Below are 22,980 nucleotides of genomic sequence, written 5' to 3' on the forward strand. Positions count from 1 at the left end.
TTCAGGCTTACTGCGCCGCCGGGGCGGGCGCAGCCGCAGGCGGCGTCGAACCGGGCGCGGCGCCGGGCGCCGTCGCAGGCGCGCCGCCGCCGGGTTGGACGCCGAGGTCGAAGTTCACGGTCGGCGCCGACTGGGCCTCAGCCGTGGCGGTGAACAACTGCATGGGCTTGGAGCCGCCGTGCAGCGTCTTGGCCCAGATCACGCTCGGGAAGGTGCGCAGGGTGGTGTTGTAGTCGCGCACGGCTTCATTGTAGTCGCGACGCGCCACGGCGATGCGGTTCTCGGTCCCTTCCAACTGCGACTGCAGGGTCAGGAAGTTCTGGTTGGCCTGGAGCTGAGGATAGGCTTCGACCGTCACCAGCAGCCGCGACAGGGCGCTGGAAAGCTCGCCTTGCGCCTGCTGGTATTGCTGGAAGGCGGCGGCGTCATCGAGGTTCGAGGCGTCGATGTTGACGCTGGTGGCCTTGGCGCGCGCCTCGATCACCTGGGTCAGGGTGGTGCGCTCCTGAATGGCCGCGCCCTGAACGGTGGCGACCAGGTTCGGCACCAGGTCGGCGCGGCGTTGATACTGGCTCTGAACGTCGGCCCAGGCGGCCTCGGCGCGTTCCTGCTTGGTCGGAATGGTGTTGTAGCCGCAGGCGCCCACGGCGGGGGCCAGGACGACGACAGCGGCGACGGCCGCGATGCGAGGCGAGAATCCAGCCATGAAGAAGCTCCTGCGGGCGGTCGTCGGGACCGCTGATCGCTAAAGACTATCGGGGCCGAAAGGCTCCGCTTCAAGGCTGGATTTTTGACGCAGGTCTCAGCCGTTCAGGTCTTCCGGCTCCACGCCCGCCGCGCGGCAGGCGGCGGTGTAGGTGTTGGCCAGCAGGCAGGCGATGGTCATGGGGCCGACGCCGCCGGGAACGGGGGTGATGCGGCCCGCGACCTCGACCGCTTCGTTGAAGTCCACGTCGCCGACCACGCGGGTCTTGCCTTCGGCGGCCTTGACCGGATCGCGCGAGGGGACGCGGTTGATGCCCACGTCGATGACGGTGGCGCCGGGCTTGATCCAGTCGCCCTTGATCATTTCCGGGCGGCCGACGGCGGCGACCAGAATATCGGCGGTGCGGCACAGGGCCGGCAGGTCGCGGGTGCGCGAGTGGGCGATGGTGACTGTGCAGCTTTCGCCCAGCAGCAGTTGCGCCATCGGCTTGCCGACGATGTTGGAGCGGCCGACGATGACGGCGTTCAGGCCTGACAGGTCGCCCAACTGATCCTTCAGCAGCATCAGGCTGCCCAGGGGAGTGCAGGGGATCATGCCCGGCAGGCCGACGGCCAGGCGCCCGGCGTTGACGACATGGAAGCCGTCCACATCCTTGTCCGGCGAAATGGCGTCCAGAACAGCAGCCGAATCGATGTGCTTGGGCAGGGGCAACTGCACCAGCACGCCGTGGATGCCCGCATCGGCGTTCAACTGGGCGATCAGGGCCAGCAATTCGTCCTGGGTCGTTTCGGCGGGCAGGCGGTGGGTGTCGGACCGCATCCCGGCCTTCAGCGTCGTCTCGCCCTTGTTGCGGACATAGAGCTGGCTGGCGGGGTCCTCGCCGACGATGACGACAGCCAGGCCGGGCTTGACGCCATGAGCGGATTCCAGCCGGGCGGCGGCGGCGGCGACGCGCTCCACCAGGGTCTGTGAGAAGGCCTTGCCGTCGATCAGCGAGGCGCGGGCGGGTTCGACAGCCATATTTGGCTCCATCTGCCGGGAACTGGAAAGCGTGGCCGCGATTTACAGGCGCTGCGGTTCGGCGTCTATGATGACGCCAGCAAAGAGGTTTTTATGCGTTATTCCCTGTTCGCGGCGGCCAGCGCCGTCGCCATCCTGTCCACCGGCGCAGCCTGGGCCCAGACGGCGTCTGACGCCCGGCTGGGCGACGACATCCGGGGGCGGCTGGAAGAGGGAGACGCTCGCACCCGTGGAAGCGACGGCTATCGCTACGACGACTATCGCGTGAACCTGCGCGCCGGACAGCGGCTCGAGGCCGAGATGACGGCGGACGATTTCGACGCCTATCTGGAAATTTACGCCGAGGGCTCCTTGCGGGACTCGCTGGCCAGCGACGACGACAGCGCAGGGGCGCTGAACGCGCGTCTGCGGTTCACCGCACCGGAGGCGGGGGCGTATATCGTCCGTGCTCGCACCTTCTCGGGCATCGAGACCGGCGACTATCAGTTGTCGTTGAAGGAACGGGCCGCGCCGCGTCTGCCGCGTCCCGGACGGATCGCGGTCGGCCGAGACGCGACGGGCAGCCTGGGATCGAACAGCGCCGAGGATGACGACGGCGCCCGTTATGACGCCTACGCCTTTCGCGCGTCGGCGGGCGAACGGGTCAAGATCGACCTGGAATCCGACGATTTCGACGCCTTCCTGCGCGTCGGACGCATCGTCAACGGCGCCTTTGTCCAGATGGCCGAGAACGACGACGGCGGCTCCAGCCTCAACGCCCGTCTGGTGTTCACCGCGCCGCAGGCCGGGGAATATCTGATCCGCGCCACGTCCTATAACAGCTCGGCCCAGGGCGATTATCGGCTGGCGCTGGAGCAGGGACCGCCTGCGCCGACCGCCACGTCGGTGACGGTCGGCGAGGAGACGCGCGGACGCCTGACGCCAGACAGCGCAACCAGCGATTCCGGGGCGCCGGCGGACCTCTATCGCTTCAGCGGGCGCGCCGGCCAGCGGGTGGGCATCACCATGAAGGCCGATGGTTTCGACACCTACCTCGAGTTGTTCGACGCCAACCACAACAGTCTGGCGACCGATGACGACAGTGCGGGCGACCTGAACTCCCGCCTGACGCATACCCTGACCGAGGATGGCGATTATCTGATCGAGGCGCGCGCCTTCTCCAGCGGCGAGGGCCCCTATACGCTGAACATAGAAGAGATCGCGCCGCCGCCGCCGCCGTCGGCCATTGCTTTCGGCCAGACGGTCGAGGGCGAACTGACCAGCAGCGACGCCACCGACGACGACGGCCGCCTGTATGACGCCTTCATCTTCAGCGGGACCGAGGGGCAGCGCGTCCAGGCCGTCATGCGGTCCGGCGATTTCGACGCCTATCTGCAGCTCGGGCAGGGCGAAGAGGACTTCAGCGAGATCGCCAGTGACGACGACGGTCTGGGCCAGGGAACGGACGCGCGCCTGATCTTCACCCTGCCCGAGACCGGCGACTATGTTCTGCGCGCACGTTCGTGGTCGCGCGACGCCAAGGGGCTCTATGCGCTGGAGCTTCAGGATCTGGGCGGCGAGCCTTCGCCGGGCAGCCTGCTGATCGGCTCCACCGTGCGAGGCCGGCTGACCGAGCGGGCCAGCATCACGGACGACGGAATCTACTACGACGCCTATCATTTCAAAGCCAAGGCGGATGAAAAGCTGCGCTTCACCCTGATCGCCAGCAGCTTCGACGCGGTGATCGAGGTCGGCGAAGAGAAGGACGGCGACTACTTCAAGCTGGAGGAGGACGACGACAGCCTGTCCGACACCCACGCCCGCCTGAACTGGACCGCGCCGCGCGACGGGACCTATGTCCTGCGGGCCCGTAGCTTCGGCGCCAACTCGACCGGCGACTATGTCCTGATCACGGAGCGGCAGCCCTGAGCGAAACCGGCGACGACGCTGCTTCGGCCCTGATCCTGGGCCGGAAGGACCAACACCTTGACGTGGTGCTGGCCGGCGGCGGTCGTCATGCGCTGTCGGCCGGGTTCGACGATTGGCGCTTCGTGCACGAGGCCCTGCCGGACCTGGATCATGCTCGAATCGACCTGGGCGTCGACTTCCTGGGGCGGCGGCTGAAGGCGCCTTTCCTGATGAGCGCCATGACCGGCGGCCCTGCGCGGGCCGAGGCGATCAACGCCCGTCTTGCCGAGGCGGCACAGCATCTGGGCATCGCCCTGGCGGTCGGGTCGCAGAGGGCGGCGCTGGAAGGCGGGGCCGCAGGCGGTCTGGACTTCTCACTGAGGCTGAAGGCGCCGGACACGCCGATCCTGGCCAATATCGGCGCGGCCCAGCTGACGCGCGGATTCGGCCGGGATGAGGCGCGTCGCGCGTTGGACATGATCGGCGCTGACGCCCTGGTCGTTCACCTGAACCCGCTTCAGGAGGCCTGTCAGCCGGAGGGGGACCGCGACTGGTGGGGCGTGGGCGCGGCGCTTCAGGCCCTGATCCGCGGTCTGGACGCGCCTGTCATCGTCAAGGAGACGGGCGCCGGGATTTCCGCCGTTACGGCCCAGCGTCTGATCGCCATGGGTGCGGCGGGCGTCGATGTGGCCGGAGCCGGAGGCGCCAACTGGGGCCTGATCGAAGGCGAGCGCGCGACCGATGGGGCGGACAAGGCGCACGCCCTGGCCTTCGCCGATTGGGGCATACCGACCGCGCGCGCTCTGGCTGAGACGCGCAACGCCTTGCCGGACGCCTTGCTGATCGGATCTGGAGGCGTGCGCGACGGCGTCGACGCGGCCAAGGCGATCCGGTTGGGCGCGGACGTGGTCGGCATGGCCTCGGGCGTCATTCAGGCCGCCACCGTCTCGACCGAGGCCGTCATCGAGCGCTTCCAGTTGACCATTCGGCAACTGCGCACCGTGTGTTTCTGCGTAAACGCTTCAAATTTAGCGGCGTTGAAACGAGTTCCATTGCTTCCTGTCAAATAAGTCGGGCATTTCCGCCCGCACGTTTTTGCGTCGCACCCAAGGAGATTCCCATGCGCGCCCTGCTGATGTCGTCGATCCTGACGTCGTCCCTGCTTCTGGCCGGCGCCGCCGCCGCCCAGAGCACCATCCGCCCCGGCCAGACGGTGACCGGCAATTTCAGCAGCAAGGACGCGCGCATGGACGACGGGTCCCATTACCGTTGCTACGTCGTCCAGACGCAGGCAGGTCAGGCCTACACGGTGACGATGCAGTCCGAGGACTTCGATACCTATCTGATGGCGGGCGCCGGTGCAGATTGCGATGAAACGTCGGTGACGAACGACGACGGTCCGGACATGGGCACCGACTCGCAGTTGCGCTTTGTTTCCAATGGCGGAAACTGGATCATCCGCGCCAATACGCTCAGCGAGGGCGAGACCGGTTCCTTCCGTCTCAGCGTCTCTGAAGGTCAGCGCCTGCGCCCGACCACTCAGGTCGTGCCGATTTCGGTCGGCGAAAGCCGCCAGGGCCGCCTCGAGTTCAGCGACCGCCAGGCGGATGACGGCTCCTTCTACGACTGCTACGCGCTGAGTGTCAGTCGCGGTGGGAATGTCTCGGTTCGCATGGATTCGGCGCAGTTCGACGCCTACCTCTCGCTGCACGAAGGGCCGCAGTGCGACGGCGACAGCCTGGCCTCCGACGACGACAGCGGCGGCGGCACCAGCGCCATGGTCACCCAGAACCTGCGTCCCGGCTCCTATTCCTTCCGCGCCAACAGCCTCAGCTCGGCGCAGGAAGGCGACTACACGGTCTCCGTCACGACAATGCGCTGACGCGGAAAGGCCCCGGTGAAACCGGGGCCTTTTTCAATAGAAGACGCTGTCCGATGCGCGCCGCGTTTCTAACGGTTCCCTGAGCGCGGACTGGCGCGCCTCGCGTTCGGCGGCGTAGTCGGGCTGGGGGGCGTCAAAGCCGAAGCCATAGTCATCCCCTTCCAGCTGTGGCGCAGGCTGCGGCGGCGAGAGGCGGATAAGGGGCGGCGGCGTTTCCTGTTCGGGCGGCGGCGGCGGGTCGGGCGTCAACTCCAGCCAGGCGCTTTCGACATAAGGTTCGTCATCCCCCGGGACGCCGGCGAGCCGGTCGGGATCATGGTCGTATCCATCCCGCAATTCTCCAACAGCCATGATGGAGCCGACCGGAAGGTCAGGTTCAACGGGCGGAACGACTTCGATAACGACAGCCGGGCCTGATCCTCGTCCGCCATGCGCTACGGAAGTCGAGTTCCACGCAGCCCAGCCGGCCGCCCCCAGTCCCATTAGAACCAGGGCGGCGGAGACCAGAATGACGGCATTCCTGTTCATGCTCGGGGGCGGTCCGCGTTCACGTTGCCTATGAAAGCGCTCCACCGCCGTCCGGTTCAAGCCGAAGGCAGGAGATCGCCTGCGAAGGCGCGATAACGGCCCGCGCGCACGCCTTCCGTCGCACGAGCGATGTCCGGCGCGAAATAGCGGTCTTCGGTGTAGGGGCCGCAGGCTTCGCGTACGATGGCGTAGGTCTGCTCCAGTTCCGGCGACGAGGTCAGTGGACGACGGAACTCGATGCCTTGGGCGGCGGCAAGCAGTTCGATGCCCACTACGGTCGCCGTGTTGGCGGCCATGTCCAGCAGGCGGCGCGCGCCGTGGGTGGCCATGGAGACGTGGTCTTCCTGATTGGCGCTGGTCGGTACGGTGTCGATGACGCAGGGATGGGCCACCATGCGGTTCTCGGCCACCAGGGCCGCCGCCGTGACCTGGGCGATCATGAAGCCCGAGTTCACGCCGCTGTCCTTGACCAGGAAGGCGGGCAGGTCGGTCATCTTCGGATCGACCAGGATGGAGGTGCGGCGCTCGCTGATATTGCCAATCTCGCACAGGACCATGGCGATCTGATCGGCTGCATAAGCAACAGGTTCGGCGTGGAAGTTGCCGCCCGAGATGACATCGCCGTCTTCGATGAAGACCAGCGGATTGTCGGTCACGGCGTTGGCTTCACGCTCCAGCATGGCGGCGGCGTTGCGCAGCACGTCCAGCGTCGCGCCCATGACCTGCGGCTGGCAGCGCAGGGAGTAGGGGTCCTGCACCTTGGCGCAGTCGTGGCGGTGGCTGTCGCGGATGGCGCTGCCAGTCAGCAGTTCACGCAGGCGACGGGCCACGTCGATCTGGCCCGGCTGGCCGCGCAGGGCGTGGATGCGGTGATCGAACGGCGCGTCCGAACCCAGCAGAGCGTCGACCGACAGGCCGCCCGCCGCGATGGCGGCGGCGAAGACATCCTCAGCGGCGAACAGGCCGGTCAGGGCCAGCGCCGTCGAACATTGGGTGCCGTTCAGCAGGGCCAGACCTTCCTTGGGGCCCAGAACGACCGGCTTCAGTCCGGCTTTGGCCAGCGCTGAAACAGCGTCCACTGTCTGGCCCTGATAGCGGGCCTCGCCGACGCCGATCAGGACGCACGACATATGGGCCAACGGCGCCAGATCGCCTGAGGCGCCGACCGAACCCTTGGACGGGATCAGCGGCAGGACGCCCGCATTGACCATGCCGATCAGCGTTTCCAGCGTGTGGCGACGGATGCCCGAGGCGCCCTTCGACAGGCTGGCGATCTTCAGCACCATCAGCAGGCGGGTGGTGTCTTCGCTCAGCGGCTCGCCGACGCCGCAGGCATGGCTGAGCACCAGGTTCTTCTGAAGGGTTTCAAGGTCTTCCACCGCGATGCTGGTGTTAGCCAGCAGGCCGAAGCCGGTGTTAATGCCATAGACCGTGCGGCCTTCGTCCAGGATGGCGGCGACGGTCGCCGCGCCCTTTTCGACATTGGCCCAGGCGGTGTCGGTCAGGCTGACCGTGACCGGGCCGTTCAGGGCGGTGCGAAGCTGGGCGAGGGTGAGCGGCGCGGCGCCGATTTCAATGGTGGTGGTCATAAGCTTACAGGTCCAGCGAGGGCAGGTTCAGGCCGTGTTCGCGCGCGGCGTCCTTGGCGATATCGTATCCGGCGTCGGCATGGCGCATGACGCCCGTGGCCGGGTCGTTCCACAGCACGCGCTCGAGGCGCTTGGCGGCTTCGTCCGTGCCGTCGGCGACGATGACGACGCCCGAGTGCTGGCTATAGCCCATGCCGACCCCGCCGCCGTGGTGCAGCGACACCCAGGACGCGCCCGACGCCGTGTTCAGCAGGGCGTTCAGCAGGGGCCAGTCGGACACGGCGTCCGAGCCGTCCATCATGGCCTCGGTCTCGCGGTTCGGGCTGGCGACGGAGCCGCTGTCCAGATGGTCGCGGCCGATGACGATGGGGGCGCTCAGCTCGCCCGATTTCACCATCTCGTTGAACATCAGGCCCGCGCGATGACGGTCGCCAAGGCCGATCCAGCAGATGCGCGCCGGCAGGCCCTGGAAGGCGATGCGCTCGCCCGCCATGTCCAGCCAGCGGTGCAGGCCCGCGTTGTCGGGGAACAGCGTCTTCATCGCCTCATCCGTCTTGCGGATGTCCTCGGGATCACCCGACAGGGCGGCCCAGCGGAACGGCCCGATGCCGCGACAGAACAGCGGGCGGATATAGGCAGGGACGAAGCCGGGGAAGTCGAAGGCATTCTCGACGCCCTCATCGAAGGCGACCTGACGGATGTTGTTGCCGTAGTCGGTCGTGGGGACGCCCATCTTCTGGAAGTCCAGCATGGCCCTGACGTGGGTCGCCATCGACGCGCGGGCGGCCTTTTCGACGGCGGCGGGGTCGCTGACGCGCTTTTCCTCCCACTCGGCGACGGTCCAGCCCGAGGGCAGGTAGCCGTTGACCGGGTCGTGAGCGCTGGTCTGATCGGTCACCAGGTCGGGGCGGACGCCGCGCTTGACCATTTCAGGCAGAAGATCAGCCGCATTGCCCAACAAGCCGATCGACAAGGGTTTCTTGTCCTTGAATGATTGCTCCAACAGGGCCAGCGCCTCGTCCAGAGTCTCGGCCATGACGTCGACGTAGCGGGTGCGCAGGCGGAACTCGATGCGGCTGCGCTGGCACTCGATGGTGATGCAGGACGCGCCGGCCATGGTGGCGGCCAGAGGCTGGGCGCCGCCCATGCCGCCCAGGCCCGCCGTCAGGATCCACTTGTCCGACCAGTCGCCGCCATAGTGCTGGCGACCGGCTTCCATGAAGGTCTCATAGGTGCCCTGAACGATGCCCTGGGTGCCGATGTAGATCCACGACCCGGCGGTCATCTGGCCGTACATGGCCAGGCCCTTCTTATCGAGCTCGTTGAAATGCTCCCAGGTCGCCCATTTGGGCACCAGGTTGGAGTTGGCGATCAGTACGCGCGGCGCGTCGACATGGGTGCGGAAGACGCCGACCGGCTTGCCCGACTGGACCATCAGCGTCTCGTCGGCTTCCAGTTTCTTGAGTTGGTCGACGATGGTGTCGAACGCCTGCCAGTTGCGGGCGGCCTTGCCGATGCCTCCATAGACGACCAGGTCTTCGGGGCGCTCGGCCACCTCGGGGTCGAGGTTGTTCATCAGCATCCGCATCGCGGCCTCGGCCGCCCAGGTTTTAGCGGTCTTTTCCGACCCGCGCGGGCTACGGATCACTCTGGTATTCTGGCGAGTGTTGGGCGTGGACATCGAATCCTCCATGCGGCTTCGGCCGTCGAATGTTGGGCTCAGTGTTATGTCTAGACATTAGTGCGCGCAAGGGGCAGTTTCGCATGATGGATCAGGAGCCGCTTCATCGCCGGATCGCGGGCGACATCGAGCGCCGCATCGCCTCGGGCGAGTGGCGGCCGGGTTTCCGTATCCCGACCGAGGCTGAACTGACGGCGGAATACGGCTGTGCGCGGATGACGGTGTCGCGCGCGATGTCTGATCTGGCGTCTCGCGGGCTGGTCGTTCGCCGTCGCCGCGCCGGAACCGTGGTGGCCCATCCGCCGGTGCATTCCTCGGCTCTGGTCGCCATTCCTGACATCCAGTCCGAGGTCGAGGGGCGGGGGCTGGCCTATTCCCACCGCCTGTTGGGCCGGATCGTGCGCCCGGCCAGCGAAGATGAAGAGGGGCTGGGCGGCAAGGTTGTGGAACTTCAGACCCTGCATCTGGCGAATGATCTGCCGTTCGTGTTCGAGCGTCGCCTGATCTCGCTGACAGCGGCCCCAGAGGCGGAGGCCGCCGACTTCACGACGCAGCCTCCCGGCGGCTGGCTGCTGGCCCATATGCCCTGGACCGAGGCGGAGCACCGTATCTCGGCCGTCGGCGCCGATCATGAGACGGCGGCGGGTCTGGGTCTGGCCGACGGCGCCCCCTGCCTGAGGCTGGAACGCCGCACCTGGCGCGACGGCCAGGGCGTGACCTGGGCCTCACAGATTTTCCCCGGCGCAGCCTATGATCTGGTCGCGCGCTTCTCTCCCACTAAAGGCTGATTGGCCAAAGGATGACCCTGATGGGCGAACCGTCTGAAGCTCTGGGCTGGCGTTCTGTCGGCGATCTGGTCGGCCAGCATCCAGAGGCGCGCGTCGCCCTGATCGGCGCGCCGCTGAACGAGCGGTCGCTGACGCCGGGCCGCTGCGATCTGGGGCCCAAGGTGTTGCGAGGCGTGTTGCCGCGCCTGTCGACCTATGACGTCGAGACGGGGCTGGAGCTTGAGATCAAGGTCCACGACGCCGGGGACGTGGCGCTGAAGGCCGTTTCGCCGTTCGACGCCTTCGAGCCGGTGCGCGATGCGGTGGCGGCGCAGGCCCATCGCGAGCTGACCATTCTGGTCGGCGGCAATAACGCCATCACCCGGCCGGGCGCCCATGCTCTGGGATTAGAGCGCGTCGGCGTGCTGACGCTGGACGCCCATTTCGACCTGCGCGACACGGATCAGGGCCTGACCAACGGCAACCCGATCCAGGCCCTGTTGGACGACGGCATGGACGGCCATCGCATCAGCCAGGTGGGCCTCGCGCCCTTCGCCAACACCCGCCGCGCACATGAAAAGGCTGAGGCGGCGGGCATCAGCGTCCGCACCGCCCGCGAGTGCCGCCAGCGCGGTCTGGCCAACGTCGTGGTCGAGGAACTGGAGCGCCTGTCGTCTCTGTGCGAGGTCATCTACGTCGACTTCGACATCGATGTGATTGACCGCAGCCAGTGGCCCGCCAGCCCCGGCGCACGGCCGGGCGGAGTGTCGGTGCACGACTTCTTCGACGCCGCCCGCGCCATCGGCGCTCATGCTAAGGTCCGCGCCGTCGACCTGACCGAATACGACCCGTCGCTGGAAGTCGGCGACCTCGGCTCCCTGACGGCGGGTCGCTGGTTCTGTGAACTGCTTGCGGGGATGCAGAGCCGATGAGGATACTGTTAGTGGCTGCGGTAGGGGGCCTTGCTTTAACAGCTTCCCCTGCAGGAGCCTGTGAAGTTGTCAATCGGACGCGTGAGCAGACCCTTGAGCTCCAGCGCCGCTTGGCATCGACCGCTGATAGCATTTACCTCGCGCGGGCCGTGCCGGCCTCCGGCGGCTACATGAGCACGTACCATCGTATCGTCGTAATAGATGGTGCGACGCCGCCCAGACGATTGAGAGATTGGCCCGAAGACTGCGGTCGTGCCGATGAGGGGCTGACCGTTGTCTTCGCCCAGCGGGTTCGCCCCACATACAAATTCGATGGCTGGTTCTGGGGCGGCTGGGCTCTTTCAGCATTCTCTCCGTCTGAAATCGTTGATCCCGAGATGGCGGCGCGCCTGCGCAGAACCGCTGATCGTTTGGAGGCGGAAGAACGCCGATGATCCTTGCTGACCGTCTCATCACCGACTGCCGCGTCGCCGCCATGACCGAGAGCGGCGTTCCCTATGGCGCCATTGAGGACGCCGCCATCCTGATCAAGGATGGGCGCATCGTCTGGGTCGGCGCGCGCGCGGACCTGCCTGTGCACAAGGCTGTGGAAACTGACCGTCTGGGCGGGCGCTGGGTCACGCCTGGGCTGGTCGACTGCCACACCCATCTGGTCTTCGGCGGCGACCGCTCGGGTGAGTTCGAGCAGAGGCTGGAAGGCGCGACCTATGAAGAGATCGCGCGCGCCGGGGGCGGCATCGTCTCGTCCGTGCGCGCCACGCGCGAGGAGAGCGAGGATCAGCTCTACGCCTCTGCTCTGGCGCGGCTGGAGGGGCTGAAGGCCACCGGAGTCACCACGGTCGAGATCAAGTCCGGCTATGGCCTGGACCACGACAGTGAACTGAAGATGCTGCGCGTCGCTCGCCGTATTGGGCGCGAGGCCGGGGTGCGGGTGCGCACCTCCTATCTCGGCCTTCATGCGGTGCCGCCGGAGCATAAGGCCGACCGCGCCGTCTATGTGGACAAGGCTGTGGACGAAATCTTGCCCGCCGCCCATTCTGAGGGGCTGGTCGATGCGGTGGACGCCTATTGCGAGCCCATCGCCTTCTCGGTCGAGGAGGTCAGCCGTCTGTTCGACAAGGCTGAGGAACTGAGCCTGCCTGTCAAGTTGCACGCCGACCAATTGTCGGACGGTGGCGGGGCGGCGCTGGCCGCCCGCTATCAGGCGCTATCGGCCGACCATATCGAGCACACGACCGAGGCGGGTGTGAAGGCGATGGCCGAGGCGGGCGTGGTGGCGGTGCTGCTGCCCGGCGCCTTCCTGATGCTGCGAGAGACGCAGGCGCCGCCGATCGCCCTGCTGCGCCAGCATGGCGCGCGCATGGCGGTGGCGACAGACTGCAACCCGGGCACCTCGCCGGTCGCGTCGATGACGGCGGCGATCAACCTGGCCTGCGTCCAGTTCCGCCTGACGCCGGAAGAGGCGCTGGCGGGCGCCACGCGCAACGCGGCCCGCGCGCTGGGCCTGCAGGACGAGATCGGCACGCTTGAGGCGGGCAAGGCCGCCGACCTGGCCGTCTGGGACATCAGCCGTCCGGCGGAGCTGGCCTATTGGCTAGGCAAGCCGCTGCTGAATCGTCGCTATCTGGCGGGGCGCGCGATGTGAGATTCTGAAAAAGGCGGAATGGGCGCCGTGGCGATGCGGATGATTGGCGGCTCGAGGCGTTTCGCGTAATGCGAGCGTGCGTTAACTTGAAGTTGTATTGTTCTTGATGTTCTCTCTTTCCGTGTTGTCGGAAGGGGGAATAATCCATGGATGTGGAAGAATTCATCACGCGCTGGAGCGGCGCGACGCTTACCGAGCGGTCGAACTACCAGACCTTCATCATTCAGCTTTGCGCGGTCCTGGGCGTAGCCGCGCCCGACCAGGAGAGTGCGGGCGATCGCGATTATTGTTTCGAGCGTGCCGTGAAATTCCCGTTCCGCGAGGGTAAGGGATGTTCGGGTTCCATTGATTGCTTCAAGCGCGCTTCCTTCGTGATGGAGGTCAAGCAGTCCAAGAAGCGTGCTCCGGGAGGCGAGTACGACCTTCGCCAACTCATGGCTTTCTTGGACCGGCGAAAACGTCGACGCTCCGCTCGGGAAGAGGAGGCGATCAAACGCTTGATGGTCGGCGCCCGCCAGCAAGCGGAAAACTATGCTCAGGCTTTGCCTGAGCGGCCGCCATTCCTCGTGCTGGTGGATGTCGGTGAAGCGATCTACCTGTGGTCAGAATGGCAGAGAGGCGGAAAGGGGTATGCGCCGTTTCCGGATTTGGAGCGTTGCCGGATCGCTCTGACTGACCTGCGAGAACCGGAGGTTCGAGAGCGTTTGCGGAAGGTTTGGAACGATCCGGGGAGCCTGGACCCCGCCAAGCCGATCGCAGAGGCGACCAGTAAAATCGCCGCCGCGCTCGGCAAGCTGATCCGCTTGATCCGCCAGCGAGTGTTGGAAGATCAGCAACCCTTGCTCCAGCCGATATCGGAACGGCGCATCTCTATGTTCGTGCTGCAATGCGTCTTCGCGATGTTCGCCGACAGCGTGGGTCTGATCCGGAACCGGGGCTTTCTCAAGCTGCTGCAGAGCTATCGCGGCAAGGCTGATCGTTTTCACATAAGTGCGACGGACGTTTTTCGACACATGAGGCGCGGCGGCCATTGCGCTGCATTGCGGCAGGACCTGCCCCGCTTCGATGGAGGGCTGTTTCGCGAAGAGGCGGCGCTCGCCTTGACCGAGGATGAACTGGAAGTGCTGATCATCGCGGCGAGGCATGATTGGAAATCGGTTGAACCGGCGACTTTCGGGACCCTGTTGGAGCAGGCTCTGGATCCGGATGATCGCAGGGAACTGGGCGCCCACTACACCCCCAGAGTCTATGTCCAGCGATTGGTTGAAGCGACGATCATGGAGCCCTTGCGGGCAGATTTTGAAGCGATGCGTGCTTCGGCTGTCTATGACTTCGCTCATGGACGTGTGGAGAAGGGAAGGAAGGCCGTTCGGGCGTTTCACAGGACGCTCTGCTCCACCAAGGTTCTCGATCCGGCGTGCGGGACCGGCAACTTCCTCTATGTCGCCATGGCTATGATGAAGGACTTGGAAAGCAACGTTCTGGACCTCATGAAGGACTTCGGGGATGTGGCTGCGTCCAGATCCAGGTGCTGTGTTGGGCCGAACCAGTTCTGGGGCATCGAGAAAAGCGCCCATGCCGCCTCGATCGCGGAAATGGTCATGTGGATTGGTTATCTGCAATGGCGTCTTCGTAATGGAGACGCGCCTGCGGACCTTCTTTGTCTGCGCCCGCCGCGCGCGGAGCGCATTCTGAGAGCCGACGCTCTGCTGGTTTGGGCCGGAAGTGATTTTCAGCGTGATGAGCAGGGACGGCCGGTCCGTCTCTTGAGAAAAGGCGAGCACGAGGAAAGGAATGTCGTTCGATACTTCGATCCCCGGCCAGCCCAATGGCCCCTGGCGCAGTTCATCATCGGCAATCCGCCTTTCATGGGCGGTAAGGACCTGAGGCGCGAACTGGGCGACGGCTATGTCGACGCCCTGTGGAAGGTGAGGCAGGGGCGCTTCCGCTCGGCTGACCTGGTGATGCTCTGGTGGGACCGTGCAGCCGAATTACTGACGACGAAGAATAGTCCGCTGAGGCGCTTCGGTTTCATCACCACCAACTCGATCACTCAGACCTTCTCTCGCCGCGTTCTGGAACATCACCTGAATGGCGAGCCGGCGATGCGACTGACATTCGCCATACCGGATCATCCATGGATCAAGGGCGCGGATCGCGCTGAGGTTCGCATCGCCATGACGGTGGCGGAACGCGGCGCACCCGAAGGACAGGGACGCCTGCTGACCGTATTAAGCGAAGGGATCGGCGTGGATGGAGAGCCGGACATCAAATTTGAGGAGGCTCAAGGCGATATCGGCGCTGATCTGAGCATCGGCGGGGGCCTGGGCGACGCATGCCCGCTCCAGGCCAACGGCCTGCTATGCTCTCAAGGCGTGAAACTGCACGGCGCGGGCTTCATCGTTTCTGCCGATCAGGCGAAGGCTCTGGCGGCGGCCTCGACCGAACCGGCCCCGATCAGGGATTATCGCAACGGTCGCGATCTGGCGGCGCGGCCGAGAGGCGTCAAGGTGATCGACCTGTTCGGGTGGAGCGAGGAGGAAGCGCGTGAGCGTTGGCCGGCGATCGTTCGACACTTATCGGAAACGGTGAAGCCGGAACGGACCCGGAACGCGCGCGGGACTTACCGAGACAACTGGTGGATTTTCGGCGAGCCGCGCGGTGCGTTTCGTGAGGCTCTCGAGGGACTGCCGTGCTATATTGCGACAGTCGAGAAGTCCAAGCATCGCTGGTTTTGCTTCCTTGAAGGGGACGTTCTTCCGGACAATACGGTGGTGACGATCGCTTCAGACGATGCCAGCGTGTTGGGCGTTCTGTCGTCCCGTGTGCACGGCCTTTGGGCCTTGGCTCGCGGAGGCCGGCTTGAGGACCGCCCCGTCTACAACAAGAAGGTCTGCTTTGACGCCTTCCCCTTTCCTGACCTTGATGGGTCTGTCGGGGTCGAGATCGGCGAACTCGCCGAGGAGATAGAGGCGCTGCGTCGCCAGATGCTGTCGGACGATCAGAGTCTGACGATGACGGCGCTCTACAATGAGCGTGAACGTGCGGCGAAGCAGGGCCGGTCGATTTCAAGCAAGATGCACGTCCTGAATCATTTGCATCAGCGTTTGGATGCGACCGTACTGCGAGCCTATGGCTGGCCTGCAGAGGTCGAGGATGCGGCGGTGCTTCAGGCTCTGTTGACGCTCAATCTTGAGCGCGCGCGCCAGGAGGCGGGCGGCACAGTCCGCTTCCTGAGACCGGCTTATCAGAGGACGCGGGTCAAGCTGACGCGGGCTCCAGTGCAGATCGAGGCGCCCCTGGCGCGAGTCGTCGATCTCCGACCCTTGCCTGAGGCGCTGGATGAACTGGCCGGAGCGCTGCTGGAGCAACTGAGGCGTGAAGGCGCCCCATTGCAATCGCTGGATCTGGCGCGCCGTTTCGGCGGGCGGATCGGAGCTCTAGAGACGGATCGGGTGGAGGAAATGCTGGCCGTCCTGGCTGTGGCGGGGTCGGTTCAGCGGACGGACGACGGTTGGTTCTCACCGCGGCGTCACTGATTTGACCTAGCCGCCGGGCGCGGCGATCATTAAGTCACATAAGGGCGGTTCCGGCGGGACCGCCCTTTGCTTTACCGAAGAATTCCAGCCCCGATCGGCGGCGCATTCACGCTACGCCTCGGGGAAACGAGATGACCATGCTTGAGAAGACGTTCGAACCCAAGGCCGCCGAGCCGCGCATTTACGCCCAGTGGGAGGACAGCGGCCTGTTCGCTCCGCGCGCGGCTAAGCCGACTGACGGCGCCGCAGACGCCTATTCGATCGTCATTCCGCCGCCGAACGTAACGGGCAGCCTGCACATCGGCCACGCCCTGAACAACACGCTTCAGGACATTCTGGCCCGCTATCACCGCATGAAGGGCAAGGCTGTCCTGTGGCTGCCCGGCACTGACCACGCGGGCATCGCCACCCAGATGGTGGTCGAGCGCAAGCTGGCCGCCGAGGGCAACATTGGTCGTCGCGACCTGGGCCGTGACGCCTTCATTGAGAAGGTGTGGGAGTGGAAAGCCGAATCCGGCGGGACCATCGTGCGCCAGTTGCGCCGTCTCGGCTCGTCCTGCGACTGGTCGCGCGAACGCTTCACCCTGGACGAGGGACTGAACGCCGCCGTCCGCAAGGTTTTCGTCCAGTTGCACAAGGACGGCCTGATCTATCGCGACAAGCGACTGGTGAACTGGGATCCGCACTTCCAGACCGCCATCTCGGACCTTGAGGTCGAGCAGAAAGAGGTCGACGGCGCTTATTGGCACTTCGCCTATCGCCTGTCGGACGGCGTGACCTATGAGCACCCGATCGCCTTCGACGAGGACGGCAAGGCGACCGAGTTCGAGACGCGCGACTTCATCGTCGTGGCGACGACCCGGCCGGAGACCATGCTGGGCGACACCGGCGTGGCCGTTCACCCCGAGGACGAACGCTACAAGGGTCTGGTCGGCAAGTTCGTGACCCTGCCGATCACGGGGCGCCGCATTCCGATCGTCGCCGACGACTATGCCGATCCGACCAAGGGGTCGGGTGCGGTGAAGATTACGCCTGCCCATGATTTCAACGACTTCGGCGTCGGAAAGCGTGCGGGACTTGAAGCCCTGAACGTCATGGACGCCTTCGGTCGCATCACCGCTGCCGACACGCCCGATGTGCCCGCCGAATACGAGGGCATGGACCGCTTCGCCGCTCGCAAGGCCATCGTCGCCCGCGCCGAGGAAGAGGGCTGGCTGCGTGAGATCGAGAAGACCAGGCACATGGTCCCGCACGGCGACCGCTCTGGCGTCGTCATCGAGCCGTGGATGACGGATCAGTGGTACGTCGACGCCAAGGTCATGGCCCAGCCCGCCCTGAAGGCGGTCGAGGACGGCGCCACCGTCTTCGAGCCCAAGAGCTATGAGAAGATCTACTTCGAGTGGCTGCGCAACATCGAGCCGTGGTGCATTTCGCGCCAGCTGTGGTGGGGCCACCGCATCCCGGCCTGGTACGGCCCGAACGGCGAGATCTATGTCGCCGAGACGGAAGAGGACGCCCGCGAACAGGCGCTGGCCGACTATGATTCCGAGGTCGTGCTGACCCAGGACGAGGACGTTCTGGACACCTGGTTCTCGTCCGCCCTGTGGCCCTTCTCGACCATGGGCTGGCCCGAGAAGACCGAGGATCTGCAGCGCTTCTATCCGACCAGCGATCTGGTCACGGCGGCGGACATCATCTTCTTCTGGGTCGCCCGGATGATGATGATGGGCCTGCACTTCATGGACGGCGAAGTCCCGTTCAAGCGGGTCATCATCAACGGTCTGGTCCGCGACGAGAAGGGCCAGAAGATGTCGAAGTCCAAGGGCAACGTCATCGACCCGCTGAACATCATCGACGAGCTGGGCGCCGACCCGCTGCGCTTCACCATGGCCATCCTGTCGGGCACGCGCGACATCAAGCTGTCGAAGCAGCGCATTGAAGGCTATCGCAATTTCGGCACCAAACTGTGGAACGCCGCACGCTTCAGCCAGATGAACGAGGCGCGCCGCGTCGAGGGCTTCGACCCTGCAGGCGTGCAGCAGACGATCAACCGCTGGATTCGCGGCGAACTGACCAAGGCCGAGCGCCAGGTGTCGGACGCCATCGAAGGCGGCCGTTTCGATGATGCGGCGGGCGCGCTTTACCGCTTCATCTGGAACGTTTTCTGCGACTGGTATCTGGAACTGGCCAAGCCGGTGTTCAACGGTTCGGACGAAGCCGCCAAGGCTGAGACGCGCGCCATGACGGCCTGGACTATCGACCAGACGCTGAAGCTGCTGCACCCGGTCATGCCCTACATCACCGAGGAGCTGTGGGCCGAACTGGGCAAGGAAGGCCCGGCTCGCGAGGGATTGCTGATGGGCGAGACCTGGCCGGTGCTGCCGGACGCTTTCGTGGATACGGACGCCGAGGCCGAGATCGGCTGGCTGGTCGATCTGATCGGCGAGATTCGCGCCCTGCGGGCCGAGATGAACGTGCCGCCGTCGGCCAAGCCGCCGCTCGCCTTTGTCGCCCCGGACGCGGCCGTGGCTGAACGCATCGCGCGCCACCGCGACCTGATCCTGACGCTGGGCCGGGTGTCAGAGGTCGCCGTGGCTGAGGCCGCGCCGACCGGAGCCGTGACCTTCGTCTCGGGCGGGGCGACGGTCGCCCTGTCGTTGGCCGGAATCATAGATCTGGACGCCGAACGTGTGCGTCTGGAAAAGGAGATCGCCGTCTTCGACGCTGACATCGGCCATGTGAACAAGAAGCTGGGCAACCCCAACTTCGTCGCCCGCGCTGCCGCCGAAGTGGTCGAGGAACAGCGCGCCAAACTGGCTGAAGCCGAAGAGGGCAAGGCCCGGCTGCAGGCCGCGCTGAAGCGGCTGGAAACCCTGTAAGGGCGTGAGGATCGACCAGCTTCTCGTCGCGCGCGGCGTCTTCGACAGTCGCGCCCGCGCCCGCGCCGCCATCGAGGCGGGGCGGGTGAGGGCGGACGGCCGCGTCGTCGCCAAGCCTTCCGAAAAGGTCGCGGAAGACGCCGAGATCGAGGCCGAGGCCGCCCATCCCTGGGTCGGCCGCGGCGCCTTGAAGCTGGCGCACGCGCTGGATCTGTGGCCGGTCGCGATTGAGGGGCGTGTGGTGCTGGATGTCGGCGCCTCGACCGGCGGCTTCACCGAGGTCTGTCTGGATCGCGGCGCGGCGCAGGTTTTCGCCGTGGATGTCGGCACAGGGCAACTGCATCCCTCGGTCGCCGCCGATCCGCGTGTTGTGAATCTGGAGAAGACCGACGCACGCCACCTGACCACGGCTCTGATCACCGAGACGCCGTCGCTGATCGTCTGCGACGCCAGCTTCATCAGCCTGTCGAAGGTTCTGCCCGCAGCCCTTGATCTGGCGGCGCCGGGCGCGGACCTGATCACGCTGGTGAAGCCTCAGTTCGAGGCGGACGGTCCCAAGGCGGTCGGCAAGAAGGGCGTGGTCAAGGATCCTGTGGTGCACGCCGCCGCCGTGGCCGGGGTGCGCGAATGGCTGGAGGAGAGCGGTTGGACCGTGCGCGAGGTCGCTCACAGCCCCATCACTGGCGGCGACGGCAATGTCGAGTTCCTGCTCTGGGCGCGCAAGGCCTGAGCCCAAACGATTTGAGGGCCGCCGGTGATCCGGCGGCCCTCTTCACATCGTCGATTGACAGGGGGGCTGAAACTTAATCGACGACGCGATAGCGGCCCGATTGGTCCATGCAGGTGCGCACGTAGCGCGTCTCCATGCGACCGTCGGGAAGACGGATGTTGCTCTCGGCCAGACGACACTGATCGGCGTCGCGGGGCGTGGAGGCGTAGGTATCGGGATAGTCCCGGTAATAGTCGTAAGCATCGCGACGGTCGTCGTAGCGACGATCGTAGTCATAGCCGCGATTGTCATAGCCTCGGTTGTCGTAACCATAGGCAGGCGGGACGTAGGTTCCCTGATAGCCATAGTTGGCGTCGCGGCGATAACGGCTGTCGCAGGCGGCCGAGCTGTTTCCCACGCCGGCGCCGATCGCGGCGCCCAGGACACCGCCCAGAGCGCTGCCTTCGGTGCGGCGGCCGCGGGCCGCCATCTGGGAGCCGGCGACGGCGCCGATGGCGGCGCCCAGCAGGCCGCCGGTCGTGGCGCGCTGGCGCTGATCACGCACGCAGGGATCGTAATAGGTCCCCTGGCCGTAGCCGCTGTTTCCATAGCCATAGGCGGGCGGATAGTCATAGCCGTAGCTCTGGGCCGAGGCGACGCCGGGCAGGGCGACGGCCGAGGCGCAGGCCAGGGCGGCGATGGCGGCGACCGAGGCTTTTTTCGAGATGAGAGCGATCATCGTTTCTGTTCCTTCGACGGACGTTCTCTGAACGGGTCAGGCCGCCGTCTGTTGCAGCCATTGATAGGGCCGCGAAGCTGAACGGCTTTTGATCGCGTCGTTCATCTTCGTTCATGTTTCGATTTTCGCGCGGAAACCGTTAGAAGCCGCCGCATGACGCAAACGCTGACCATCGCCCGCATGGGCCATCAGGGCGACGGGATCGCCGACACCGCCGACGGCCCGGTCTTCGTACCGGGCGCCTTGCCGGACGAGGTGATCGCGGCCGAGGTCAAGGGCGGGCGGGCCGAGCGATTCGAGTTGATCGAGGCCAGTCCCGACCGGCGTCCGATCCACTCGCAAACCTATGCCGAATGCGGCGTCGCGCCGTTGCAGCACTGGGCCGACGCGCCCTACCTGGCCTGGAAGCGCGAGGTGGTGCTCCAGACCCTGGCGCGCGAAGGGCTGGAGACCGAGGTGGAGGCGACGGTGGCCACGCCGCTGGCCAGTCGTCGGCGCCTGGCGTTGCACGCGCGCCAGGGGCCGGACGGGCGAGTCATCCTGGGTTTCAAGGCGCGCAAGTCGTGGCGGGTGGTGGAGCTTACGGATTGCCCGTTGTCGGACCCGCTCCTTACGGCGGCTCTGCCGGCGCTCGCCAAGGTCACGGTGCCTTTCCTGGGCCATCCCAAGTCGGCGCCGACCCTGCACGTCACCCTGACCGACAGTGGTCTGGACGTCGATGTGACGGGGGTGGAGAAGCGTTCCGGCGGTCTGAACGGCGACCAGCTGGCGCTCGCCATCGCGGCGGCGGCCGAAGCGGATCTGGCGCGCCTCAGCCTGGACGGCGATACGCTGGTGATGGCGCGTCAGCCTCGCGTTCGGTTCGGACGGGCGTCCGTGCCTTTGCCGCCGGGCGCCTTCCTGCAAGCGTCGCCGGCCGCCGAGGCCGCCATGGTCGAACGCGCCGTCGAGGCGGTGAGGGGAGCCAGGAAGGTCGCCGACCTGTTCTGCGGCGCGGGAACCTTCACCTTCCCGCTGGCTGAGGTCGCCAGCGTCACGGCGGCCGATTCCGCCGCCGCCTCCATCGCCGCACTGAAAGCGGGGGTCAGCACGGCGCAGGGATTGAAGGGAATAGAGGCTCAGTCGCGCGATCTGTTCCGTCGTCCTCTATCGCCCTACGACCTGAAGGGGTGCGAGGCCATTGTCCTTGATCCGCCGCGCGCGGGCGCCCTGGAGCAGACGCAGCAACTTCCGGGGACCAAGGCCTCGGTCATCGTCGGCGTATCCTGCAACCCCCAGACCTTCGCTCGCGATGCGCGCGTTCTAGTCGATGCCGGTTTGCGGCTCGAGAAGGTCACGCCGATCGATCAGTTCATCTGGTCGACGCATATCGAACTGGTCGGCGTCTTCCGGCGCTGATCAGGACGCCAGGTCGAACAGGTCCAGTTGGGGACGGGCGTCGGCGGGAATGCGAAACTGGGTCACGTCCAGCGTATGACGAGGGCCGTCTAGACCGTAGCGTTTGACCGCCGCCTTGAAGCGCGCGGCGATCAGCTCGGCGACGGGACCCGTTCCCTTCATTCGCTGCGACCAGTCCGGGTCGTAGTCCTTGCCGCCTCGCGTCTGGCGGATCAGCGACATGACGCGCGCCGCGCGGTCGGGGCGGGCGTCGGCCAGCCATTCGCGGAACAGGTCCTTGATTTCGAGCGGCAGGCGCAGGGTCACGTACATGGCCGAGGTCGCCCCGGCCTTCTGCGCCGCCTCCAGCACCGCTTCGAGTTCATGATCGTTCAGGCCGGGAATGACCGGGGCGAAGCCGACGCCGACTGGGCATCCAGCCTCGGCCAGACGGCTGATCGCCTCCAGTCGTTTGGCGGGCGTGGAGGCGCGCGGCTCCATCGCCCGCGCCAGCTTGCGGTCTAGGGTGGTGATGGAGACGAAGGCCGAGGCCAGCCCTTGTCTTCCCATGTCGCCCAGAATGTCTGCGTCACGCGCGATCAACACCGACTTGGTGATGATGCTGAACGGCTGTTTGAACCGTTGCATGACCTCCAGGATCGAACGGGTCGATTTCGTTTCGCGCTCGACCGGCTGATAGGGGTCTGTATTGCCGCCTATGTGGATGCGTCGGCAGACGTATCGGGGCTTTGAGAGTTCCTGTTCCAGCAGACGCGCGGCGTGCGGCTTGAAGAAGATCCGGCTCTCGAAATCCAGGCCCGGGGATAGGCCCATCCAGGCATGGGACGGACGGGCGTAGCAGTAGATGCAGCCATGTTCGCAGCCCTTGTAGGGGTTGATGGAGCGATCGAAGCCGACGTCGGGACTCGTATTACGGGCGATGATTGTCCGAGCGTGTTCCGGGGACAGGGTGGTGCGGAGTGGCGGGGCCGCTTCGTCCTGATCCGTCCAGCCGTCGTCCCAAGCCTCGCGTCGGTCGGCTTCATACCGACCCGAGGCGTTGGAACGTGCGCCGCGTCCATTGATCGCCTTGTTCATGG

17 protein-coding genes are annotated in these 22,980 nt (G+C 65.9%); 10 read left to right on the top strand and 7 right to left on the bottom strand.

Going from position 1 to position 22,980, the window contains the following annotated elements:
* Nucleotides 1-7: 7 nt before the first annotated feature.
* Entirely contained in the window at nt 8-706 is a 699-nt protein-coding gene (locus V8J38_RS08030; RefSeq protein ID WP_338578568.1) for a LemA family protein, read from the bottom strand.
* A gap of 96 nt (nt 707-802) precedes the next feature.
* Complete coding sequence (gene folD / locus V8J38_RS08035) at nt 803-1,726, bottom strand: bifunctional methylenetetrahydrofolate dehydrogenase/methenyltetrahydrofolate cyclohydrolase FolD (RefSeq protein ID WP_338578569.1); 924 nt, start codon at nt 1,724-1,726, stop codon at nt 803-805.
* 93 nt (nt 1,727-1,819) lie between these two features.
* Here folD and V8J38_RS08040 point away from each other — a divergent pair, with 93 nt between their 5' ends.
* Genes V8J38_RS08040 through V8J38_RS08050 form a run of 3 tightly spaced genes read left to right on the top strand, consistent with a single transcriptional unit; the run spans nt 1,820 to nt 5,495 of the window.
* Nucleotides 1,820-3,634 (top strand): PPC domain-containing protein, encoded by a 1,815-nt coding sequence (locus V8J38_RS08040; RefSeq protein WP_338578570.1) that lies wholly within the window; start codon nt 1,820-1,822, stop codon nt 3,632-3,634.
* Nucleotides 3,635-3,669: 35 nt separating this feature from the next.
* Nucleotides 3,670-4,683 (top strand): type 2 isopentenyl-diphosphate Delta-isomerase, encoded by a 1,014-nt coding sequence (fni, locus tag V8J38_RS08045; protein ID WP_422388339.1) that lies wholly within the window; start codon nt 3,670-3,672, stop codon nt 4,681-4,683.
* A gap of 50 nt (nt 4,684-4,733) precedes the next feature.
* Nucleotides 4,734-5,495, top strand: a complete 762-nt coding sequence (locus tag V8J38_RS08050) for a peptidase (protein WP_338578572.1) — start codon at nt 4,734-4,736, stop codon at nt 5,493-5,495.
* A gap of 33 nt (nt 5,496-5,528) precedes the next feature.
* Here the strand turns inward: V8J38_RS08050 and V8J38_RS08055 are convergent, their stop codons facing one another.
* From V8J38_RS08055 to hutU, 3 genes are read right to left on the bottom strand one after another with little or no spacing between them, the layout of a single operon-like run.
* On the bottom strand, nt 5,529-6,023 hold the full coding sequence (locus tag V8J38_RS08055) for a hypothetical protein (RefSeq protein WP_338578573.1): 495 nt from the start codon (nt 6,021-6,023) through the stop codon (nt 5,529-5,531).
* Nucleotides 6,024-6,079: 56 nt separating this feature from the next.
* Nucleotides 6,080-7,612 (bottom strand): histidine ammonia-lyase, encoded by a 1,533-nt coding sequence (gene hutH / locus V8J38_RS08060; RefSeq protein ID WP_338578574.1) that lies wholly within the window; start codon nt 7,610-7,612, stop codon nt 6,080-6,082.
* A 4-nt stretch (nt 7,613-7,616) separates the two neighbouring features.
* On the bottom strand, nt 7,617-9,293 hold the full coding sequence (gene hutU, locus V8J38_RS08065; RefSeq protein ID WP_291774837.1) for a urocanate hydratase: 1,677 nt from the start codon (nt 9,291-9,293) through the stop codon (nt 7,617-7,619).
* 86 nt (nt 9,294-9,379) lie between these two features.
* Between hutU and V8J38_RS08070 the strand changes: the two genes are divergently transcribed.
* The 6 genes from V8J38_RS08070 (at nt 9,380) to V8J38_RS08095 (ending at nt 19,785) form a co-directional block, all read left to right on the top strand.
* A complete protein-coding gene (locus V8J38_RS08070; RefSeq protein WP_291776115.1) occupies nt 9,380-10,081 on the top strand; it encodes a UTRA domain-containing protein in 702 nt (233 codons plus the stop codon).
* Nucleotides 10,082-10,101: 20 nt separating this feature from the next.
* Entirely contained in the window at nt 10,102-10,992 is an 891-nt protein-coding gene (locus V8J38_RS08075; RefSeq protein WP_338578575.1) for an agmatinase family protein, read from the top strand.
* Between the two features lie 430 nt (nt 10,993-11,422).
* Nucleotides 11,423-12,637 (top strand): imidazolonepropionase, encoded by a 1,215-nt coding sequence (hutI, locus tag V8J38_RS08080; protein ID WP_338578576.1) that lies wholly within the window; start codon nt 11,423-11,425, stop codon nt 12,635-12,637.
* 146 nt (nt 12,638-12,783) lie between these two features.
* A complete protein-coding gene (locus V8J38_RS08085; RefSeq protein ID WP_338578577.1) occupies nt 12,784-16,176 on the top strand; it encodes a class I SAM-dependent DNA methyltransferase in 3,393 nt (1,130 codons plus the stop codon).
* A gap of 137 nt (nt 16,177-16,313) precedes the next feature.
* On the top strand, nt 16,314-19,055 hold the full coding sequence (locus V8J38_RS08090; protein ID WP_338578578.1) for a valine--tRNA ligase: 2,742 nt from the start codon (nt 16,314-16,316) through the stop codon (nt 19,053-19,055).
* A 4-nt stretch (nt 19,056-19,059) separates the two neighbouring features.
* Nucleotides 19,060-19,785, top strand: coding sequence for a TlyA family RNA methyltransferase (locus V8J38_RS08095; protein WP_338578579.1), 726 nt, complete (start codon nt 19,060-19,062; stop codon nt 19,783-19,785).
* Nucleotides 19,786-19,858: 73 nt separating this feature from the next.
* Here the strand turns inward: V8J38_RS08095 and V8J38_RS08100 are convergent, their stop codons facing one another.
* Complete coding sequence (locus tag V8J38_RS08100) at nt 19,859-20,503, bottom strand: glycine zipper 2TM domain-containing protein (protein ID WP_291774857.1); 645 nt, start codon at nt 20,501-20,503, stop codon at nt 19,859-19,861.
* A 153-nt stretch (nt 20,504-20,656) separates the two neighbouring features.
* Between V8J38_RS08100 and V8J38_RS08105 the strand changes: the two genes are divergently transcribed.
* The gene (locus tag V8J38_RS08105) at nt 20,657-21,901 is read left to right on the top strand and encodes an RNA methyltransferase (RefSeq protein ID WP_338578580.1); all 1,245 of its coding nucleotides are present in this window, start codon (nt 20,657-20,659) and stop codon (nt 21,899-21,901) included.
* Here V8J38_RS08105 and V8J38_RS08110 read toward each other — a convergent pair whose 3' ends face one another.
* On the bottom strand, nt 21,902-22,978 hold the full coding sequence (locus tag V8J38_RS08110) for a PA0069 family radical SAM protein (protein ID WP_338578581.1): 1,077 nt from the start codon (nt 22,976-22,978) through the stop codon (nt 21,902-21,904).
* Nucleotides 22,979-22,980 lie beyond the last annotated feature (2 nt).

It is taken from the genome of Brevundimonas olei (assembly GCF_037055245.1).
GTDB classification, from domain to species: domain Bacteria; phylum Pseudomonadota; class Alphaproteobacteria; order Caulobacterales; family Caulobacteraceae; genus Brevundimonas; species Brevundimonas olei.

What these genes read in the sequence shown, in the direction of transcription:
- folD (WP_338578569.1), bottom strand. Translation starts at nt 1,726, where the DNA reads ATGGCTGTCGAACCCGCCCGCGCCTCGCTGATCGACGGCAAGGCCTTC.
- V8J38_RS08105 (WP_338578580.1), top strand. Translation starts at nt 20,657, where the DNA reads ATGACGCAAACGCTGACCATCGCCCGCATGGGCCATCAGGGCGACGGG.
- V8J38_RS08070 (WP_291776115.1), top strand. Translation starts at nt 9,380, where the DNA reads ATGGATCAGGAGCCGCTTCATCGCCGGATCGCGGGCGACATCGAGCGC.
- V8J38_RS08055 (WP_338578573.1), bottom strand. Translation starts at nt 6,023, where the DNA reads ATGAACAGGAATGCCGTCATTCTGGTCTCCGCCGCCCTGGTTCTAATG.
- V8J38_RS08090 (WP_338578578.1), top strand. Translation starts at nt 16,314, where the DNA reads ATGCTTGAGAAGACGTTCGAACCCAAGGCCGCCGAGCCGCGCATTTAC.
- hutH (WP_338578574.1), bottom strand. Translation starts at nt 7,612, where the DNA reads ATGACCACCACCATTGAAATCGGCGCCGCGCCGCTCACCCTCGCCCAG.
- V8J38_RS08100 (WP_291774857.1), bottom strand. Translation starts at nt 20,503, where the DNA reads ATGATCGCTCTCATCTCGAAAAAAGCCTCGGTCGCCGCCATCGCCGCC.
- V8J38_RS08110 (WP_338578581.1), bottom strand. Translation starts at nt 22,978, where the DNA reads ATGAACAAGGCGATCAATGGACGCGGCGCACGTTCCAACGCCTCGGGT.
- V8J38_RS08050 (WP_338578572.1), top strand. Translation starts at nt 4,734, where the DNA reads ATGCGCGCCCTGCTGATGTCGTCGATCCTGACGTCGTCCCTGCTTCTG.
- V8J38_RS08085 (WP_338578577.1), top strand. Translation starts at nt 12,784, where the DNA reads ATGGATGTGGAAGAATTCATCACGCGCTGGAGCGGCGCGACGCTTACC.
- hutI (WP_338578576.1), top strand. Translation starts at nt 11,423, where the DNA reads ATGATCCTTGCTGACCGTCTCATCACCGACTGCCGCGTCGCCGCCATG.
- V8J38_RS08075 (WP_338578575.1), top strand. Translation starts at nt 10,102, where the DNA reads ATGGGCGAACCGTCTGAAGCTCTGGGCTGGCGTTCTGTCGGCGATCTG.
- V8J38_RS08040 (WP_338578570.1), top strand. Translation starts at nt 1,820, where the DNA reads ATGCGTTATTCCCTGTTCGCGGCGGCCAGCGCCGTCGCCATCCTGTCC.
- V8J38_RS08030 (WP_338578568.1), bottom strand. Translation starts at nt 706, where the DNA reads ATGGCTGGATTCTCGCCTCGCATCGCGGCCGTCGCCGCTGTCGTCGTC.
- hutU (WP_291774837.1), bottom strand. Translation starts at nt 9,293, where the DNA reads ATGTCCACGCCCAACACTCGCCAGAATACCAGAGTGATCCGTAGCCCG.